Genomic DNA, 19,798 nt, shown 5'->3' on the forward strand with positions numbered 1-19,798 from the left:
TATTTTTAGAAGTTAATATCCAAACCGACAGAGAAAGATTTCATAATTGGATATTTCGTACCTGTACCAGTATCGATTTCAGGATCCCATAATTTCCAACCGGAGAAAGTCAGCAAGTTGCTGCCTTTTGCATACAAACGGAAATTTGAGAGACCGATTCGTTGCACCCATTCTTTCGGGAAAGAATAACCGACTTCCACATCTTTCATACGAACCATACTCATATTGCGCAACCACCAAGTTGAATTACGCACGTTATTTTCGCTTTTTCCATATGTCAAACGTGGATAAAAAACATCCTGACTGGGATTTTCCGGAGTCCAACGATCATTATAGTTAGTCAAAATATTACCCATAGCTCCCATTGTTTCACCCGGAGTAAAGTTGTTATAACAACCACCCACAAAACGGAATGTTCGACCATTTCCCTGGAAGAATACATTAAAGTCTACATTTTTATATCTTAAGTTTCCACCGAAACCATATACAATCTGCGGATCGTATGTACCTCCGATAGCAGCCTCATCCATCGTATTCACAACACCATCGCCATTTACATCCTTGTACCTGATATCACCAGGACGAACAGGACCGAATGCATGAGCTGGAATATCATCATTCAACACCATACGACCATCTTCCACTAAGAATTCACCATTGGCATCCTTCTTAAAATCAGCTTCTGTAAACAATCCTTCATCAACCAAACCAAACAACTGGCTAACCGAATGTCCTGTCCGTTGACGGTTCGTACCCATTACACCAGGAGCTTCATCCTGTTCGATAATCTTGTTTACTGCATAAGTAAACGTACCACGGAAACCAGCATACCAATCTTTATTAATCTGTTTATTGTACACTAAAGACAAGTCAATACCTTGGTTGTCCACCTTTCCGAAGTTAGCCCATGGGGTAGAGCGGAAACCGGCAGAAGATGGTATTGTATTACGTTGCATAAAGATATCATAACGATGTTCAAAGAAATAATCGATTTGGAAATCCAATGCATTCCATAAACCCAATTCAAGACCGACATTGGTTTTAGATACCGTTTCCCAAGTCAGGTTAGGAATACCGAAATCACCTTCCCAACGACCTGCACGGCCATAGTTGTTACCATCTGCCCCCCAGCAATATCCATCTCCCTGGTTAATCGTTGTCTGAAAAGCAAAGCGACGACCACTCAATTGGTCATTACCAACCAAACCGAACGAACCACGGACTTTAATCTTAGAGAACGTTTTTTTATACGGTTCCATAAACTTTTCTTCCGACAACAAATAACCGACAGCTATTGAAGGGAAGAAACCGAAACGATACCCCTTTGCAAAGTTCTCAGAGCCATTATAACCAAAGTTAAATTCACCAATATAACGACCGTCAAATGTATAAGAAGCACGACCGGCAATACCCATACGGCGGAAAGGAACAATAGAACCATCCTGATAATCACGCTGATTATACAAGAACAAACCTTCCACATGATGTTTGCCGAATGTACGGTCATAGGAGATATTACCTTCCAGATAAGTTGCTTTGTTACCCCATTCTGTCTTACTTGATGTATCCAAAAAGTCTTGTCCGTCGTTTGCTACTGTCAAAATCAGATTACCATCATCATCTCTGGCAGTTGCCGGATTGTACAAAGTCGGAGTTCGCGACCTGACTATACCTGATCTTGAATAACGGTCAAAAGAGAAAATACCTTTGACTTTCAACCCCGGAGTTAAGAATTTCAAATCTTGCTCCAAAGCAAACATAGATTCTATTTTACTGCTGGAATAAGTAGAATACCCTTTTTCCGCAACCTGTACCCAAGGATTCACACGTTGGCGAACTACCGGATATTCACCGGTTGAATATACAGCCGGATGCACGAATGGAGGAGTTTCAAAAGCTGCACTAAACGCGTCGTCCGATGAAACGGTCATTCCATTTGTTTCCTGCAGATATCCACCGACACTAATAGTTGCTACCGTTGTCGGTGTTATGTTAATATCGACATTCGAACGCAAGTTGAATTTATTCAGTCTTGTACTGGAATCCCAGCTATTACTCTTATCTCGTTCAAAAATACCCCGTTCACCATAATATGAACCGACTAATGCATAACGCAAAATATTCGAACCACCATTGATAGTTATATCCGCACGTTGATTAGTTGAATAATCTTTTGTAATCAAATCCATCCAATCTATATTCGGATATAAATCCGGATCTGTTCCTTTAATATAATTATCAATTGTTTCCTGCGAATAAGGAGAATTATCACTTAACTCATTCAACAAAGTCAAATATTCTCCTGAACCGATGTATTTAGGTAGTTTTGTCGGTTGCGTGAAGCTTTGTTCGTAATGAACATTCACGTTTGGCTTACCCAATTGACCACGTTTTGTTTTAATCAAGATAACACCGTTAGCACCACGTACACCATACACGGCAGAAGCGGAAGCATCCTTCAAAACAGAGAAAGACTCGATTTCTGCCGGGTTCAGGTCATCTAACGTACGTTCAATGCCATCAACCAACACTAATGGACTTATTCCTGCACCCGTAAATGAAGAAATACCACGAATCCAGAAGTTCGAACCATCCGCTCCCGGTTCACCAGAACGCTGTACGGCAAGAATACCGGCAACTTGTCCTGCCAGATTATTACTAATGGCACGGGTTGTTCCCTGTTTCAAAACACTTGGTTCAATAGTTGTGATAGAACCAACGATAGAAGCTCTCTTTTGTGAGCCATAACCCACAACAACAACTTCGTTAAGACCGGTTGAAATTTCAGCCAAGTTAACATTGATATTAATCATGTTACCGACTCTTACCTCTTGGCTTTCAAAACCGATATAAGAAAATACCAATATCGAAGATCTTGAAGGTACATCCAAAAAGTAATTACCATCAGCATCCGTTGTCGTACCTTGCTGCAAACCTTTAACCACTACGTTAACGCCGGGAAGTGGGCTTCCCTGCTGATCCAACACTGTACCATTAATACGTATAGACTTGCTATCCTGTGTTTTTTCAGATTTGGACAAAATGATGTGATTGCCTTCCAATTCAACACTTATGCCCATACTTTCAAACACGCGAGACAGCAAAACCTCCACGTCTTTTTTACCTTTATCCAAAGTTACAACTTTAGACAAATCAACATCTTCACTGCTGAACAATACCAGATATCCTGTCTGCTTTTTAACAGCATTCAATAACTCAGATACCGTCATTTGTTTAGAAGAAATCTCCACTACTTTATTCTGTACATTCGCTTCTGATGCTAACAATGAAGTTGTACTTACGAACACCATACATAGCAATAGACTCAAATAACAGAAAAAACGTTTATAATTATTCTTCGAAAAAAACACAACATTGTTAAATAATAAACTGTTTCTCATGTTTCATAAATTAAATAAATTAATAGTATTAATTCGCTAACATCCTGACAATTATCAGATATTTAATAATACACTCTGTTAAAAACTTGCTGAATGGACCAGCTTTATTAAAAAACATCTCACAATACATAGCATTTGATTTAAATTAATAATTATAGTAATATAAACTCATCCGTATTTTCTTTTTTTATTTGAAACTTATATACCTTCTGGAGTACTTTCAGAGTTTCTTCTATATCCTCTGCTCTATTTAATTCTCCTGTATATCGTTTCACTTTCAACTTTGGATTTTCTATCTGTATCTGAGTCCCACTATAAATGGAAAGACGCCTGACAATATTCTCCAAACTCTCATTTTCAAAGCTGTAAATACCATACTGCCAACTATCGCTATCAAGTTGCACGGTCCTAACATCCGATTTACCATCTTCATAATGCAACTCTTGTTGAGGTTCCAGTATAATTGCATTCTCTTCCAGAGTCGGCTCATATACTTTAACCATCCCTTCTTTCAAATAAACTGTTGTATATTGATTTTGAGAATATGACATAACATTAAACTCCGTACCAAGAGCCATGACATCAACACCATAAGAAGACACGACGAAAGGTCTGGCAGCATCTTTAGCCACCTTAAAAAAAGCTTCGCCATTCAAGAACAAACGACGTTCTTTACCTTTAAATACTTTAGGATATTGTAATTCTGAATTTGAATTGAGTTGTACTGCCGTACCGTCAGGAAGAGTCAGACTCATACGCTGTCCGGCCGGAACAAAAACCCGCTCCATAGAAGAATCCGACTGTGAGGAATCATGTAAGGACGTAACCAACCAGCCACCAAGGAGTATTAAAACTACAGCCGCAGTAGATAAAATAGTATATAATGTTCGTCGGAAAGAATTTTTCCGACGAACTTGATGCATCAAGTTGATTAAATAGAATTCACCCTGTTTACGATCATTCGGCTGTTTCTGTAAACACAGCAAAGCATCCAAATTTTGATATTTGATGAATTCAGCCTTCAAAGACTTATCTTGCATAACCTTTTTCAAGAACGCGATACGTTCTTGTTGAGGTATTTTCTTATCTCTATAGTTTAAATATTCACTCAGCATATCTTCCGCCTCCATTTGTTATAAAACAAATGAGCTTTAAAAATCCGCTAAATGAAAAAAAACTTTTTTAATAAAAATTTTCGGATTAATGTTTCCAAATATGCATAAGAAACAGCAACAGAGGAAAATAGTCTTTCAGTTCCTCTCGGATTTTTTTATAAGCAATCCCCATTTGGGTTTCAATCGTATTTTGACTGATACCCATTTCCAAGGCCACGTCTTTTTGTTTACGCCCTTCCAATTTGCACTTAATAAAAATTTCCCGACATCGCTCCGGTAAAGAGTCTATGGTTTTATGCAAGAGTTGTTCCAAAGACTCATCGTCCGCAAACTTAACATCCAAGACCTCTAAGGAGTCGTGTTTTAATTGAAGTGATAAAAAATATTCTTCCTGAATAGCATTTTCGACTTTCTTCATAGTTAATTCGCGAGAGAGGAAATTCAGGCTTCTATTTTTTACTGAGGTAAATAGAAATGCCACCAAATTTATATTATCAGAAAATCCGTCCTTCCTTTTCCAAATCTCCTCAAAAACATCTTGTACAATATTCTCAGCATCTTCTCCTGAAATAACATATTCCCGGACAAAACGGACTAATCTGGGGAAATAATCCACATACAAGTTTTCAAAATCAGAATACTTATCCATTATACATCAGTTTTAGTTTTGCAAAAGTATTCTTTTATAAACAAAATATAAAACAAAAAATATATAAAACAACCACAATATGCCACACCTATCAATAAATCTATCTCCAAAATGAGAGACTCGAAAATTTCAGAGAACACAAAAAACATTATTTACCTTTGCGTAGTGCCCGCTGCATCTTCATATACCGATACTGCTTAATAATCAATTTACGACTGCGCATAATCTGGAAACGATAAATCATGCAAGCTGTAATAAAATAGATACCGGCCTGTACCCAAAGCGTACGATATTCATGCGCCACCTCATTCAAGGTTGCCCCACTGGTATTGATACGGATAAAACCTTGAATTCCGGGAGTAGACGGAAATACATATCCAATCACTTTCCAGAACGGAGGTATCGCTTCTTTCGGCCAAGAAACGCCGGAAATAAAAATCAACACGACTGATGTAAAGACAAATACCAACATCGGAGCTTCACGGCTTCGCATAAATCCGGACAAAGTCATTGCAAAAAATATGCAGGCAAACAAATATGGAAGAATAAAGAACATAATTGTCCAAGACTCGCCAACTTGAGGAAGCCCGAATAGTTTTGGAACAATAGCCAAAACCCAAATACAAACAACAACATACAGCAATAAATAAGTCAACGACTTACCGAATACAATACGTAGAGTCCCGTTAAAATGGCGACAGACAGGTACTAATGTATGAAAACGATTCTTCTCACGTGCTGTTCCACCTAACATGCCAATCCCCAACACCAATGTTTGTTGCAATACTAATATCAGGATAGCCGGTACTAAAAAACTGGCAAAACCATTCTGTGAGTTAAAAATAGCGACTGATTCATAAGGAATAGGCTCCACCATAATTTCTTCCATCTTCCCGGAAGATGCAGGGGAATTATGTGCCCGCAGCTCCTTTCCCATATCTAACGATACTTCCATCGAAGCCAACAAAAAAGCTTTGTAAAACAGCAAACTACTCATATCGCAATACAAAGACAAAGTCGTTTGCTTCCCCTTATGCAGATCTTTGCTAAACTCCGAAGGAAAATACAAAATTCCATATGCTTTCTTCTCATCCAGCATCTTTTTTGCTTCCGCCATATCGGAACAGACAGCAACCACCTCCACGTCTGCCGTAGCATTAACCCGACGGGTAAACTCACGGCTCAGAAAAGAATCCGATTGATCCACAACGACCATTTTTGCCTCGCGCACCACTTCATTATTATAGATAAAGGCATATAATATAGGATAAATAAACGGAACAAGAAAGAAAAATATCACAACACCTGAATCCTTGAACACGTTCTTCAGTTCATCCTTCCAGATATAAAATGTATCCAGAAAACCCTCCTTTATTATATATTGTAAACGATTCTCTCTCTTCATAACTTATGGTTTTACGGAATATATTTAAAGTATAGCAACGCCCCTTTCAAATTTCGTCCAATCAGGAACGGTAATATCAGGAAACCAGTAAGCCAGGCATACTCAGTCCACGAATAAAACAAATCGCGTCCGTTTAATGCTTGATCCACATAAATCAAAAAATAATGGCGAAGTGGAAACAAATCGCTTAAAGCTTGCAAAGTTGGGTCCATTCCAAGTACAGGGAAAGAGAAACCTACTATCGAAAAGGCTAACATGCCGAATAAACTGGCAAAACTTAGTCCCAAACGTAAAGTAGGTAACAAACCGATCATAAAGACTCCGACTGCCTGCGACGAAATGACCAACAGAAACAAAGCCAATAGCATAGGTCCCCAACCGCTATTCAATGGAAAAGAGTTGAATCCGTAAAGTGCGGCACAATACAAAAAGGCTACAACAGTAAATACGACTGTCTGCGGCAATAATTTTCCCAGCAAACTGACAGTCATCGAATTGCCTCCGGATTCCAACCATTCACGAGAAGTCGAATGTTTAATTTCAGAGCCTATGCTAAAGACTGTCACCAGAAAAATCATCAATTGTAACACACCCGGCAACAAGGTATTATTCAGATAAACCGAATAATTCAACCAAGGATTACCCAACGCATGTGTATCGATAACAATCGGTTGAAGTTGTGCCATAATCTGGTCTTCAGTATAGCCTTTAGCTAATCCGGTCTGCAAACCGACAGATGCTCCCGCCAGTACCGACATCGTTTTCATATCCCGAAACAACAAAGAGGCTGCTATCAGATAAGTACCATTCGTATAAAAAGATAATCGAGGTTGCCGACCGGAAGCAGCATCCACACCAAAATCTTCCGGTATGTAAAAAACACCATACACATTGCCTTTCTGCATCTCCCGGCGAGCCTCATCGAATGAAGTTGTCCGAACCACTACTTTCGTCTGTTCGAACGCATCCAATTGACGGACCAAATTGCGCGAAGTAGCCGACCCATCCAAGTCGACAACGGCAATCGGCATATCTGTCGGTAATCCATCCTTCATCAAGGACAAAAAGAAAATGACACAGATAGTAGGAGCAACCAACATACAAAAGAAGTAAATCGGACTTTTCCCCCATCGGTGTATTTCCCGATTGGCAACTGTTCGGATTTTATGTAAACTCTCTTCAAACGTCATAATACCTCATTTCCCTTTTTCTTCATAACAACTGACATACCGGGACGCAAACCTGCAATTTTCTCAGCCGGACGAGCTCGTACCTCAAAAGTCTTAGAATCGTATTGTCCGTTTGTCTTTGTTGCTTTCCAAGCAGCATACGTTCCCATATCTTTCAAATAATAAACCTTCAGTTTAACTGATTTATTATCCAAAGCCGGAATAAAAGCATTCAGTTCAGAACCGATTTGGATATCTTTCAACAAATCTTCACGAACGCTAAAAGTCACCCACATATCATCCAAATCAGAAATATCCATAATCGGAGCACCAGTACCTACCAGTTCTCCCACTTCCGGATAACGCTCGGAAATCTCTCCGTCAATCGGAGAAACCAAAGCCGACTCATTCAAATAGGATTCCACTTCTGCTACTGCACCACCAGCTTGCTGAACGAGTGCAGCCGCAGCAGCCTTATCTTCCGTGCGAGCTCCGTCCATAGCCATGTCATATTGAGATTTGGCAGCCTTTTCAGTTGCAACCATTGCTTTATAATTCGCTTCAGCTTCATCGCGCTTCTGAGCAGACACGACACCTTTATCATATAAGTTCTGGAGCCGCGTATAAGATTTCTTTGCAATCTCCAACCCCGCCAGTGCTTTTTGCCACATTTCATGCGCCGCTGCAATTTCTTGAACACGAGCACCCTTTATAGCTTTTGCATTCTGAGCCTCAGCCGCTTTACGAACAGCCTCAGCCTGTTGCAATTTAGCCAAAACCTCCGGTGTATCCAGAAAGACCAACGTATCCCCAGCTTTCACCCTATCTCCTTCACCAAATCGATAAGCTTCTATTCGTCCCGGCACTTTTCCAGAGATACGCACCTGAGTTGCTTCTGCTTGCCCCATAATAATATCATCCGGTGGTGTCAGCAAAAAGAAACCGGTTAATGCAACTAATCCAATCACGACCAAAACCGTGATAAATGCAAGAAGCATATTACTGATCGAAAACTTCTTATTCCCGTTCATCTTATCTATAGTTTTATTGTTATTATTTTTGTTCATTTACGGAAAGTTTACCCATAGCTTTAGTCAGATAGACCTCTGTCAGTTTCACCTCTATCTGGGCATCAATGAGACTGGAACGCGCCGAAACCCAGGCGGTTTGTGCTTCCATCAGGTTCAATGCCGGTATCACCCCTTCTTCAAATCCGAAATTAGCATGACGCAAATTTTCTTCGGCATTCTCCATATTCCGGGAAGATGCTATCAGTTTCTTATTCGCTTCATTTACCTTATAAACCGACTGATTAACCTCAAGCTCCACTTTTTCGCGGGCATCCATCAGTTCCAATGTTTTAATATGAGTCTCGGCACGAGCGGCATTGCGTTTAAATGTTCCCTCCCACCAACCGGATAAAGGAACTTTCACCATCACTCCTACATTAAACATCCCTGAAAAATCATTTTTAAAGCCATTATGCGCATTCGGATTTGTCACCAAATAATTAGCCATCAAAGCGACATTGGGCAACATCTCGGAAAGGACGATACGCTCTTTCCTTTTATATATTTTTGTAGCCAAATCCAAACTCTTCAGCTCATTACGATTCATAAACGCTTCGTTCACATCTACAGTTATGCCGGATTCTTTTGAGGGAAAACTCTCCACGTTCTCATCTGCCAATACCATCGGTTCATCCAAAGGCAACCCGCATATCTGTGCCAACAGCATACGTGATAAAGCTAAGCCGTTATCTACTTTCGTCTGTGCCATTTCCGCCTCGTTCAACTTTACTTTAACGGAAAGACCATCCGCTTCAGTCGCCACGCCTTCTGCTATCATTGCTGTGATATCGTGGTCTGTTTTACGAAGCAAGTCCACATAAGCATCAGCCAATTTCTTTTTATTAATAAGAGAAATCACTTGCCAATAGGTTTCATCCGTTTTATAAATGACATCCTGCAATTGCAAGTCATTCAGCGATTCGGCTAATTGTTTGGCATATTGGGTTATCTGATTATAGGAAATAATCTTTCCTCCCATAAATACGGGCTGAACCAACGAAACGCTTCCGACCCATATATTTTGAATATCCAGATGCTGCATATCATTTACACCTTCCATCAGTTGTCCAAAAACAGGGAGTTGTGCCAATGGTCCCAATGCCGAACCGAGAGAGGTACTCAGTGCCCCCATATCAAGCAAATTGATATCTTTCTGATTCCACATATATGCACCGGTAGCCGACAATTGTGGAAAATATTTAGTAAGAGCTGCGTTTTTTTCTTCTCCGGCCATTTTTACTTTTTCGCCCGAAATCTGCAACTCCTTATTGTTCTGAATAGCTAAATTCCGGCATTCCTCTAAAGTCAATGTCTGTTGCGAGCTCGCATAGCCCGACAAAATCAGCAAAGCTACTAATACGACAATTCGTTTCATCTCTATTTGTTTTTATTCGGAAACATAAACTTTTTTTCTCCAACCTCAAATACTTATACCTAACGGACAAATGTAAGAAATCCCGCTGCAAATGTACAGGTTCAAATTAAATATAAAATTGAACTAATTCAATTAAAGATACGCTTTTTCAATTTACAATACCAAGCATTGCTTATACCCATATAATGAGCGATGTATTTATCGGGGACACGGTTTATAATCCACATATAATGGTTGTAGAGATATTGAATAAATTCTTCCGCTGTTGAAGACTGGCGGATAGCAAACATAGTATACAGTTTGGAAATAATAGTCAGCATGATATTCTGATAGTAAGAGGCAAACAAAGGATATTTCAGAGAAAGGGTCTCTATATGGATACGGGAAAAACAAAGCAGTTCACCTGCTTCAATCGCTTTTATCTCAAAGTCGGAAGGTTGTTGTGTAAAATAACCGATTGCAGAAAGAAATGGATATTGATTGTCAGAGGCGAAACCTGTCACACATTCATTCCCCTTCTCATTTATATATAAATTAATGAATAGTCCTTTATTAATAAAATAAGCATCTTGGCATAATTGTCCCGAACGGAGCAAATAGTCTCCTTTTTTCACATACACAACTTTCGCATGACTTTCCAATTCACTCAAAAAGACCTCATCACGAGCAAGTGCTTCCGGTATATCAGCTAAAAGTCTTGCAAAGTGAGGATCTGTTTCCATCTTATTTCTCCAATGTGAAGTTCTGACGGCCAATCTGATTACCATCCACAAAAATGTCTACCCTGTAAGTCCCCGGAGACAAAAATTCCTCAATATTCCAATACATGGTAACAGGTAGCTCCTCTCCATCGTATTCGATGAGTTTCTTCATCGAATAATTGATTTCTTTTCCTTCGAAAGTAAAAACGTCTGCACGGCTCTTTACCAAAATGTCATCATCCGGTTTCATTATACGGACATATACCATCTTTTCGCCTACCGGAGCGGTAATATTTTTAGCAATACGGAAATCAACAACAAACTGTTCCATCTTTTTGATAACTTTTGCTGGTTTTCCACGCGAGTTTACGGGAGTCACAGTAATCCCTGTCGCATCCAGACGGCTTGCCAATGTGACACGTTCGGTCAGCTTTTCTTTTTCTTTTTTTAATGTGGATGCCGTAGACGATGCTTGTTGGTATTTTTTTACAGCTTCATTTTTCTCCTTTGTCAATTGTTCGTTTACCTGGTACAGCGAATCGATTTGCTCCACATAATTACGCATAATCTTACGCAATGTCTGCAATTCCTTTTTCAAACGGGAAATTTCCTGGGTGTTGGTTGCCTTCACAGTCCGCAACTCTTCCTGAAGACGCTGTACTTTTGCTTCCTCTGTTGTCAAAAGGGATAACAGAGAATCGTTGCTTACTTTAAACTTAGCCCCCTCATACTTAAGAGAAATCTCATTCAAATCATCTTCCATTGTTTCTTTGTCCAGCACATACATCTGCTCCAGCTCATCCATCTTTTGCCGTTGATGGAAGATATAATAAACAGTACCGCCAATCAGCACTAACAGCACAATCACAACCATAATCAGGAGTGAAAGTTTATTTATTTCTTTTGTTTCTTTCTTTTCCGTATCCATAGTTCATAGTAAAATGAGCATGCAAAGGTAAAAAAAATGATTTAAAATCCGAATATTATTTCTACCTTTGTGCCACTCAATTAAAATAATAATTTGCATGCACGAGAAACTTATTATTCTTGATTTCGGCTCGCAAACAACTCAACTGATAGGGCGTAGAGTCCGTGAGTTGAATATGTATTGCGAGATTGTCCCTTACAACAAATTTCCGCACGATGCCACAGATGTCAAAGGAGTCATTCTTTCCGGAAGTCCTTACTCAGTGTACGACACCAATGCTTTTAAAGCAGATTTAAGCGAAATTCGAGGAAAATATCCAGTCTTGGGTATCTGTTACGGAGCACAATTCATGGCATATACATCCGGAGGAAATGTGGAACCAGCCAATTCCCGCGAATATGGACGTGCCAACCTCACACAGGTTAACAGTGAAGATGCTTTATTAAAAGACATCAATATCGGTTCTCAAATCTGGATGTCACACGGAGACACAATAACCGTTCTTCCCGAAAATTTCAAAATTATCGCCAGCACAGACGATGTAAAAGCCGCCGCTTATCATGTCGAAGGCGAACAAACTTGGGGAGTGCAATTCCATCCGGAAGTTTTCCATACCGTCGACGGAACTAAATTATTAGACAATTTCCTGAATATTTGTGGATGCGCAAAAGACTGGACACCCGCATCTTTCATCGAATCGACAGTAGCCGAACTGAAAGAAAAATTGGGAGATGATAAAGTAATCCTTGCTCTTTCGGGAGGGGTAGATTCTTCCGTAACTGCCGTTCTGCTGAATAAAGCAATCGGTAAAAACCTGACTTGTATTTTCGTCGACCACGGATTGTTGCGTAAGAATGAATTCGAAAACGTAATGAAGGATTACGAGCACTTGGGTCTGAACGTTATCGGTGTCAATGCGAAAGACAAATTCTATAAAGAATTGGCAGGAGTAACCGAACCGGAAAAGAAACGGAAAATTATCGGCAAAGGTTTCATCGAAGTATTCGACCAGGAAGCCCACAAGCTGAAAGATATAAAATGGCTGGGACAAGGCACTATTTATCCTGATGTGATTGAATCCCTGTCTATTACAGGCACTGTCATCAAAAGTCATCATAACGTAGGCGGTCTGCCGAAGGAAATGAACCTGAAATTGGTAGAACCGCTTCGCCTTCTTTTCAAGGATGAAGTCCGTCGCGTAGGCATGGAACTGGGTATGCAACCGCATTTGATTAAACGTCATCCGTTCCCGGGTCCGGGTCTGGGTATCCGTATCTTAGGTGATATCACTCCTGAAAAAGTCCGTATCTTGCAAGACGCCGATGATATTTATATGTCGTTGATGCGTGAATGGGGATTGTATGACAAGATTTGGCAAGCCGGAGTTATCCTGCTTCCTATCCAATCTGTCGGCGTAATGGGTGATGAACGGACTTACGAAAACACCGTTGCTCTGCGTGCCGTAACATCGACCGATGCCATGACTGCTGATTGGGCACAACTACCTTACGAATTTCTGGCGAAAGTCTCCAACGAAATCATTAATAAGGTAAAAGGCGTAAACCGCGTTGTGTACGATATCAGCTCCAAACCCCCGGCAACAATCGAGTGGGAATAAGAACACAACAAATTAATCTAACAACAACATAAATTCAGGAAAAAATACGATGAAACAGGATATGATCGTAATTTTAGATTTAGGCAGCCATGAAAACACGACACTGGCTAGAGCTATTCGTGCACTCGGTGTCTACAGTGAAATTTATCCGCATGATATTACCGTTAAGGAATTGCATGCGCTGCCGAATGTAAAAGGCATTATTATCAACGGTGGTCCGAACAATGTAATCGACGGTATTGCCATTGATGTGGACCCGGCTATTTATTCCGCAGGTATTCCTGTTATAGCAGCCGGTCACGATAAAGCTAGATGCGAAGTCAAACTCGCAGCATTTTCCGATGATGTAGAGGCTATCAAAGAAAACGTAAAATCGTTTGTTTTTGATACTTGCAAAGCTGAAGCAAACTGGAATATGACGAATTTCGTTAACGACCAGATAGAACTCATCCGTCGTCAGGTAGGCGACAAAAAAGTTTTGTTGGCCCTATCCGGAGGTGTAGATAGTTCGGTTGTTGCCGCGTTACTTTTCAAAGCTATCGGCGACAAATTGGTATGCGTGCATGTCAATCACGGTTTGATGCGCAAAGGCGAATCAGAAGCTGTTATCGAAATATTCAAGAATAAGCTAAACGTAAATCTGGTGTATGTAGATGCGACCGACCGTTTCCTGAATAAGCTGGCAAATGTAGCCGATCCTGAACAAAAACGTAAAATCATCGGTGGTGAGTTCATCCGTGTATTCGAAGAAGAAGCCCGCAAGCTCGATGGTATCGATTTTTTGGGACAAGGAACCATCTATCCTGACATTGTAGAAAGTGGGACAAAGACTGCAAAAATGGTCAAATCACACCATAATGTAGGTGGTCTGCCTGATGATTTGCAATTCCAATTAGTGGAACCCTTGCGTCAGTTATTCAAGGACGAAGTACGTGCCTGCGGTGTAGAACTGGGCTTACCTTACGAGATGGTTTACCGCCAGCCGTTCCCCGGTCCCGGATTGGGTGTACGCTGCTTGGGCGCTATCACGCGCGACCGTCTGGAGGCCGTACGTGAAGCTGATGCAATCCTTCAAGAAGAATTCCGGAATGCCGGATTAGACAAAAAAGTATGGCAATATTTTACTGTCGTTCCTGACTTCAAATCGGTAGGTGTCAGAGACAATGCCCGTTCATTCGAATGGCCTGTTATCATCCGTGCCGTCAATACGGTGGATGCCATGACTGCGACTATCGAACCGATTGACTGGCCCATCTTGATGAAAATCACGGACCGTATCCTGAAAGAGGTGAAAAACGTAAACCGCGTTTGCTACGACATGTCTCCCAAACCGAATGCAACAATCGAGTGGGAATAAAAATCATAAAAACAGAAAAAAGTGTATCCGAAATAATTTCAGATACACTTTTTTTGTTTTTTCTTCTTCTCAATCGCTTAAACTATTTCATTGATTCAACACATGTATGGTATGACAAGCAACCAAAGCCGCAGTCTCGGTACGCAATCTGCTTTCACCCAACGAGATCGGTTCAAAACCGTTTTTCAAAGCCAAATCAATTTCTTCCGGACTAAAATCTCCCTCCGGACCAATCAGAATCAAGGCATTTTCACAGGGATGATAAATTTGCTTTAGCAACTTCTTATCCGTTTCCTCACAATGCGCTATAAATTTACGTCCGTCGAAAGGCCGATTGACAAAGGTACGGAAATCCGTCATCCCGTTCAGTTCCGGTAAAGTCGCTTTTTGCGACTGTTTCATAGCACTCACCAGAATCTTCTCCAAACGGGCAGGTTTAATCTCTTTGCGCTCGGAAAAGCGACAATTCAAACAAGTAATAGCATCAATACCTATTTCAGTTGCCTTTTCGGCAAACCATTCCATACGATCCATATTCTTAGTCGGTGCCACAGCTATATGCAAAAAGAAATTCCACAAAGGAGGCTGTTGCCAACTTTCCAAAATCGTTACTTCACAATGTTTCGGATGCGCCCGGCTGATAGCAGCCTTATAAAAAGAACCTTTGCCATCCGTCAATAAAATTTCATTCCCCTCCGTCAAGCGGAGAACACGGATACAATGCCCGGCTTCCTCCTCCGGAAGCTCCGGACGAATCAGAATATCCGGTGTATAAAATATCTGCACAGCTAATACTTAATTTTCAATTCTTAATTCTCTATCATCCGAGTATCATACCTATAATCGTTGCCGACAAAACAGAGACCAATGCCCCGCCAATCATGGCAGGCACCCCAAACCGAGTTATCAGCTCTCTCTTTTCAGGAGCCAAAACCCCCATTCCTCCCAGTAAAATACCAATGGAAGAGATATTCGCAAAACCACATAATATATACGTAGACATCAACACGGATTTCTGGTACATAAACAAACCGGCATCCTTCCACTCCTGCAATTGAAAATAAGCTACAAATTCATTCAGGATAGTTTTCTGCCCCAATAAAGAACCGACCAACATGATATCTTGATACGGAACTCCTATCAACCACATAAATGGCGACAAAATCACGCCCAGGATAAACTGAAAAGTCAAGCCTTCCGCCTTGCCGCCCGTAATAGAGCTAATCCATTCATTCAAACCGGTATAACGGCCAATTACCCCTTCCAAGAGATAATTAGCCAAAGCGACCAACGCAATAAAGACCAACAACATAGCCGCAATATTCACCATCAGCCTTACCCCAGTTGCCGTTCCGGCAGCCAGCGCGTCAAGCATTGTCGACTGTTTGCCGATTTTCTCCATCTTAACCAACCGGTCATCAGCCGGTTCTGTCTGCGGACATAATATTTTAGCCATCACAATAGACCCTGGAGCAGCCATCAACGAAGCTGAAAGCAAATGTTTGGCAAACAACACTTTTGCGATAGGGTCACCTCCGGCCAGCATGCCGATATAAGTTCCCATCACTGTTCCGGCAATCGTTCCCATACCGGAAACCATTACCAAAAATATTTCAGAACGGTTCATAGCCGGAAGATAATTCTTAATTAGAACCGGCGACTCCGTCATTCCCATAAACACATTTCCGGAAGTAACCAAGCCCTCAGCTCCGGATATGTTCATAAAACGGCGTAACACCCACGAAAAAGCACCGACTACCCGCTGAATAATTCCCCAGTGATAAAAAAGGGAAACCAATGCAGAAAAGAATATTACCACAGGTAAGGAATTCAGTAGAAAAATAAATCCTTGACTATTTGTCACCAACGGACCTAATAGGAAAGCTACTCCAGCTTGCGTAAAATCCATCAGTTTGATAAAAGCTTTTCCTATCCACTCTAAAGCCGTTCCAACAAAAGGCACGTATAGAACAGCCAAAGCGAAAATAAGCTGCATAAACAAACCTCCGGCCACCAATTTCCAGTCCACCCGTTTCCGGTCGTAACTCAAACACCAAGCCACTCCAATAATCGTAGCGATTCCCAATACCCCCCGTAATAAAGATTCGAGGCTAAAACCCAATTGTTCTTCTATCATGTAGTTTTATCCTCCTCTTCCCTACGGCGTATTTCATCCTTATACATTTTGGCAAATTCATAATTCTCGTCCGATATAGCATCTTCAAGACGTTCCGACAATTCTTCCTCATCCAGCAAGGACAACCACTTTTTCAACTGAACCTCATCCTTTATATCTTCAGGCTCCAAGTCCAAAATAAACTCATCGTCATCTTTTTCCTCTATTGCCATAGCCTCTTCCAGCACGACACCACATTCCGCTACTATATCGGGAGTTGTATAAATATCACATTTTACTCGCAGAGCAATGGCTATCGCATCCGAAGTTCGCGAATCCAACCGTATCTGACTGCTTCCATCGTCAAAAAGCAATTCCGAATAAAATACCCCATCCTCAAATTTATAAATAAAGACCTCTCGCAACCGGACACCGAATGCCTGTGCAAAAGATGCAAATAAATCATGGGTCAAAGGACGGGGAGGCGTAATATGCTCCAACGCAATTGCAATAGACTGGGCCTCCGAAGTCCCAACAATAATAGGTATGCGACGAGTTCCCTGTTCTTCAGCTAAAATCAGGGCATAAGCTCCGGACTGTATCTGACTATTCGTCAATCCTTGTACTCGTAGTTTTATTCTTGTATCCACAACAAATCATTTTATTTAGTCAATATACAAAAGTAATATTATTTCAGGATTTATGATACAAAAAAGAGAGGAAGGTCTATAAAAAAAGGCTATCCGTCACGGACAGCCAATCTTCATTGCTAACCTTAAATCTAATACCATGAAAAACACAGTGCAAATATAGCCATTTTATGTTATATAGCATAGTTTTACGGCATAAACATTCAAGATTTAGTATTATTTCAATAAAGTAATCGCTTGTTTAATAGCCATTAACAAATCATTGGGTTCAGGATGGCTGGAGAATTTGATTTTTTAAATAATCTTCTACCTGGTTAAATGTCACATCCTTCAAGAGTACTTTTTTATCCTTATCCAACAAATAAAGCGTCGGTATCGCCTTCAAATCGTACACCTCATCATTTCTGAGACTGATTGTTTCATCATACGAATTTATCCAACTTGCAGGCATATAGGAGATATGATTTTTCCAAGCCGTCAAATCCTCGTCCGGATAAACAGCCAATATTTTCAGTTCCTTATTTTTAATTTTCCCATTTATAAATTCCGAAGCAGCCAGCCGGTCTGTAATTTCCTTACAGGCAGGACAATCCGGATTATAAAAGAATAAAATCAAATAAGGAGCTTTGACTCCATACAAAGTACCTTTTCTTCCATTGGCTAATGTATAAGTAAAATCGGAAGCCAACTCCCCCGGTCTGTTTTTTAAAGCCAGTTCGAGCAAACTCGCAGGACGAATTTTACTGACCTCATCCAAAACGCCGGCATCAAGTGTAGCTTGTAATACAGAGATATATAAAGTTTCATTGCGCATCGGAGAGTTCGGTTCGTACAAATACTTTTCATACATCCCGGTAAAATAAGCAAACATACTACTATCAGCCTGTGCTTTATTCAACATATTTTTTATAGACGAAGCCGCTACTTCGGGTGAAGCATATCGCATAATGTCAATATAATTGGCAAGAGCTTGTTCGGTCACCTCCGGCAAATGTATATACGCTGTATCGGTAAAATCAAATTTATCCCAATAATGCATCACCAAGTATTCAGCACGCTTATCCGGTTCTGTTATCACGCTCGGAACAGCAACCATTTCAAAAGTACGTTCCTTCGCACTTTCCTGCGTTTTTTGAGGTTTCTGCTGGCCACTACAGGCATTAAACATCAAAGAGAATGTAAGTAAAATAAATAATCTGACTATCATAGTATTATACTTTTGTAGTGCAAATATATAATATTCTTCCTGATAATATTCCCAAGGGCCTGTATTTTAAAAACTGCTTATCCGGACAATCTATAAATCCATTCATTTTTTAACTGATTGTTTTTCTGATTTTAAAGTAGTGTTACGGGAAGTGTGTAAACACATTTTATAAAATCAGCACTATCGATAAAAAACAGAAAATAACTTGAATATCAAAAAAATTATGATTTACTTTGTAAATAAGTCCTTTTGAAAGAGCTGTATTTGTAGAGATTAGAAAGAATGCGTTGATAAAACATTTTAAAGGAGATGTATTTGTAGGTTAACCGATGAGTTTATGATGAGAGCCGAAGATAAACCGGCAAACGAAGCAGCTTATATTGCAAAAGCCATGTATTAACTTAATTACAAAACAAGATGAAAAAACTATTTCTTGTATTATTTACGATAAATATATTTATTGTAAACTGTTTTGCACAGACCAGACTGGAGTCGGCTGCAAAGATATTGGATATGGAGGTAAATTTGCCATCTTCCTATTCGGCTTCTCAAAATAAGGAGGGGATTTATGTTACCCCGGTATCGGATGAATCACCTTATCCGACTATCAAGCAAGACTACAGAAATGAACCATTTCATGGGCCAACAGCTTTTAAGGTCTTTTTCGGAATGGTTGCTAGCATTCTACGCCATCAGGATACCGAATGTGTAGTTTTTATCTTTATGGGAGATGTTGCAATAAGTACCAAGGGCCTAATGTCTAAGAGACCTGATTTGTTTTCGTATGAAAGCTTAACTTTCAACAGAATAAAATGGGATTTTCAATATGGTAACAAATACAAAGGGGCCAGTAAAAACGATATAAAAGACTTGAATGAAATGATAACCCATTATTCAAAGCATAAGGCTAAGAAAATGTTCAATACCAATTGGGCAGTCGAATATCCTTTCAATCTCTCTGGTGAGGTATATGAGAACAAATACAATATCTGCAAAGCCGTCGTTGCTAAAAAGGGGGAAAGAGATATGTTCCTGTA

General features: G+C 40.2%; 16 protein-coding genes. 3 read left to right on the plus strand and 13 right to left on the minus strand.

The genetic code is table 11. The features are described from left to right. Nucleotides 1-5: 5 nt before the first annotated feature. The 9 genes from DW103_RS06595 to DW103_RS06635 form a co-directional block, all read right to left on the minus strand. The gene (locus DW103_RS06595; protein ID WP_233545627.1) at nucleotides 6-3,311 is read right to left on the minus strand and encodes a TonB-dependent receptor; all 3,306 of its coding nucleotides are present in this window, start codon (nucleotides 3,309-3,311) and stop codon (nucleotides 6-8) included. 242 nt (nucleotides 3,312-3,553) lie between these two features. After that, on the minus strand, nucleotides 3,554-4,531 hold the full coding sequence (locus DW103_RS06600; protein WP_122274875.1) for a FecR family protein: 978 nt from the start codon (nucleotides 4,529-4,531) through the stop codon (nucleotides 3,554-3,556). Nucleotides 4,532-4,601: 70 nt separating this feature from the next. Beyond that, complete coding sequence (locus tag DW103_RS06605; RefSeq protein ID WP_122274876.1) at nucleotides 4,602-5,165, minus strand: RNA polymerase sigma-70 factor; 564 nt, start codon at nucleotides 5,163-5,165, stop codon at nucleotides 4,602-4,604. Nucleotides 5,166-5,313: 148 nt separating this feature from the next. Further along, complete coding sequence (locus DW103_RS06610) at nucleotides 5,314-6,570, minus strand: ABC transporter permease (RefSeq protein WP_122274877.1); 1,257 nt, start codon at nucleotides 6,568-6,570, stop codon at nucleotides 5,314-5,316. A gap of 11 nt (nucleotides 6,571-6,581) precedes the next feature. After that, the gene (locus DW103_RS06615; RefSeq protein ID WP_122274878.1) at nucleotides 6,582-7,760 is read right to left on the minus strand and encodes an ABC transporter permease; all 1,179 of its coding nucleotides are present in this window, start codon (nucleotides 7,758-7,760) and stop codon (nucleotides 6,582-6,584) included. After that, entirely contained in the window at nucleotides 7,757-8,770 is a 1,014-nt protein-coding gene (locus DW103_RS06620) for an HlyD family secretion protein (RefSeq protein ID WP_122274903.1), read from the minus strand. Before DW103_RS06620 ends, DW103_RS06615 begins: the two co-directional genes overlap by 4 nt. Before the next feature lie 22 nt (nucleotides 8,771-8,792). Next, a complete protein-coding gene (locus DW103_RS06625) occupies nucleotides 8,793-10,184 on the minus strand; it encodes a TolC family protein (RefSeq protein WP_122274879.1) in 1,392 nt (463 codons plus the stop codon). Nucleotides 10,185-10,312: 128 nt separating this feature from the next. After that, nucleotides 10,313-10,906, minus strand: a complete 594-nt coding sequence (locus DW103_RS06630; RefSeq protein WP_122274880.1) for a Crp/Fnr family transcriptional regulator — start codon at nucleotides 10,904-10,906, stop codon at nucleotides 10,313-10,315. A 1-nt stretch (nucleotide 10,907) separates the two neighbouring features. Continuing rightward, on the minus strand, nucleotides 10,908-11,813 hold the full coding sequence (locus DW103_RS06635; RefSeq protein ID WP_122274881.1) for a hypothetical protein: 906 nt from the start codon (nucleotides 11,811-11,813) through the stop codon (nucleotides 10,908-10,910). A gap of 97 nt (nucleotides 11,814-11,910) precedes the next feature. Between DW103_RS06635 and guaA (DW103_RS06640) the strand changes: the two genes are divergently transcribed. Further along, nucleotides 11,911-13,431 (plus strand): glutamine-hydrolyzing GMP synthase, encoded by a 1,521-nt coding sequence (guaA, locus tag DW103_RS06640; RefSeq protein WP_122274882.1) that lies wholly within the window; start codon nucleotides 11,911-11,913, stop codon nucleotides 13,429-13,431. A gap of 49 nt (nucleotides 13,432-13,480) precedes the next feature. Next, a complete protein-coding gene (gene guaA / locus DW103_RS06645; protein WP_122274883.1) occupies nucleotides 13,481-14,788 on the plus strand; it encodes a glutamine-hydrolyzing GMP synthase in 1,308 nt (435 codons plus the stop codon). 87 nt (nucleotides 14,789-14,875) lie between these two features. Here guaA (DW103_RS06645) and DW103_RS06650 read toward each other — a convergent pair whose 3' ends face one another. The 4 genes from DW103_RS06650 to DW103_RS06665 form a co-directional block, all read right to left on the minus strand. Next, the gene (locus DW103_RS06650; RefSeq protein WP_122274884.1) at nucleotides 14,876-15,574 is read right to left on the minus strand and encodes a 16S rRNA (uracil(1498)-N(3))-methyltransferase; all 699 of its coding nucleotides are present in this window, start codon (nucleotides 15,572-15,574) and stop codon (nucleotides 14,876-14,878) included. Between the two features lie 34 nt (nucleotides 15,575-15,608). Beyond that, entirely contained in the window at nucleotides 15,609-16,925 is a 1,317-nt protein-coding gene (locus DW103_RS06655) for a NupC/NupG family nucleoside CNT transporter (RefSeq protein WP_122274885.1), read from the minus strand. Next, nucleotides 16,922-17,554, minus strand: coding sequence for a bifunctional nuclease family protein (locus DW103_RS06660; protein WP_122274886.1), 633 nt, complete (start codon nucleotides 17,552-17,554; stop codon nucleotides 16,922-16,924). Before DW103_RS06660 ends, DW103_RS06655 begins: the two co-directional genes overlap by 4 nt. A gap of 268 nt (nucleotides 17,555-17,822) precedes the next feature. Beyond that, on the minus strand, nucleotides 17,823-18,761 hold the full coding sequence (locus DW103_RS06665) for a DUF5106 domain-containing protein (RefSeq protein ID WP_122274887.1): 939 nt from the start codon (nucleotides 18,759-18,761) through the stop codon (nucleotides 17,823-17,825). A gap of 417 nt (nucleotides 18,762-19,178) precedes the next feature. On the opposite strand from DW103_RS06665, the gene DW103_RS06670 reads away from it, so the two are divergent. Beyond that, nucleotides 19,179-19,798: hypothetical protein (locus DW103_RS06670; protein ID WP_199652983.1), on the plus strand; the 620-nt coding region annotated here is incomplete at its 3' end.

This window comes from Parabacteroides sp. AM08-6 (assembly GCF_003473295.1).
Classification (GTDB): domain Bacteria; phylum Bacteroidota; class Bacteroidia; order Bacteroidales; family Tannerellaceae; genus Parabacteroides.

Coding starts and splice junctions, on each gene's coding strand:
- DW103_RS06595 (WP_233545627.1), bottom strand. CDS start 3,311: ATGGTGTTCGTAAGTACAACTTCATTGTTAGCATCAGAAGCGAATGTA.
- DW103_RS06600 (WP_122274875.1), bottom strand. CDS start 4,531: ATGGAGGCGGAAGATATGCTGAGTGAATATTTAAACTATAGAGATAAG.
- DW103_RS06605 (WP_122274876.1), bottom strand. CDS start 5,165: ATGGATAAGTATTCTGATTTTGAAAACTTGTATGTGGATTATTTCCCC.
- DW103_RS06610 (WP_122274877.1), bottom strand. CDS start 6,570: ATGAAGAGAGAGAATCGTTTACAATATATAATAAAGGAGGGTTTTCTG.
- DW103_RS06615 (WP_122274878.1), bottom strand. CDS start 7,760: ATGACGTTTGAAGAGAGTTTACATAAAATCCGAACAGTTGCCAATCGG.
- DW103_RS06620 (WP_122274903.1), bottom strand. CDS start 8,770: ATGAACGGGAATAAGAAGTTTTCGATCAGTAATATGCTTCTTGCATTT.
- DW103_RS06625 (WP_122274879.1), bottom strand. CDS start 10,184: ATGAAACGAATTGTCGTATTAGTAGCTTTGCTGATTTTGTCGGGCTAT.
- DW103_RS06630 (WP_122274880.1), bottom strand. CDS start 10,906: ATGGAAACAGATCCTCACTTTGCAAGACTTTTAGCTGATATACCGGAA.
- DW103_RS06635 (WP_122274881.1), bottom strand. CDS start 11,813: ATGGATACGGAAAAGAAAGAAACAAAAGAAATAAATAAACTTTCACTC.
- guaA (WP_122274882.1), top strand. CDS start 11,911: ATGCACGAGAAACTTATTATTCTTGATTTCGGCTCGCAAACAACTCAA.
- guaA (WP_122274883.1), top strand. CDS start 13,481: ATGAAACAGGATATGATCGTAATTTTAGATTTAGGCAGCCATGAAAAC.
- DW103_RS06655 (WP_122274885.1), bottom strand. CDS start 16,925: ATGATAGAAGAACAATTGGGTTTTAGCCTCGAATCTTTATTACGGGGG.
- DW103_RS06665 (WP_122274887.1), bottom strand. CDS start 18,761: ATGATAGTCAGATTATTTATTTTACTTACATTCTCTTTGATGTTTAAT.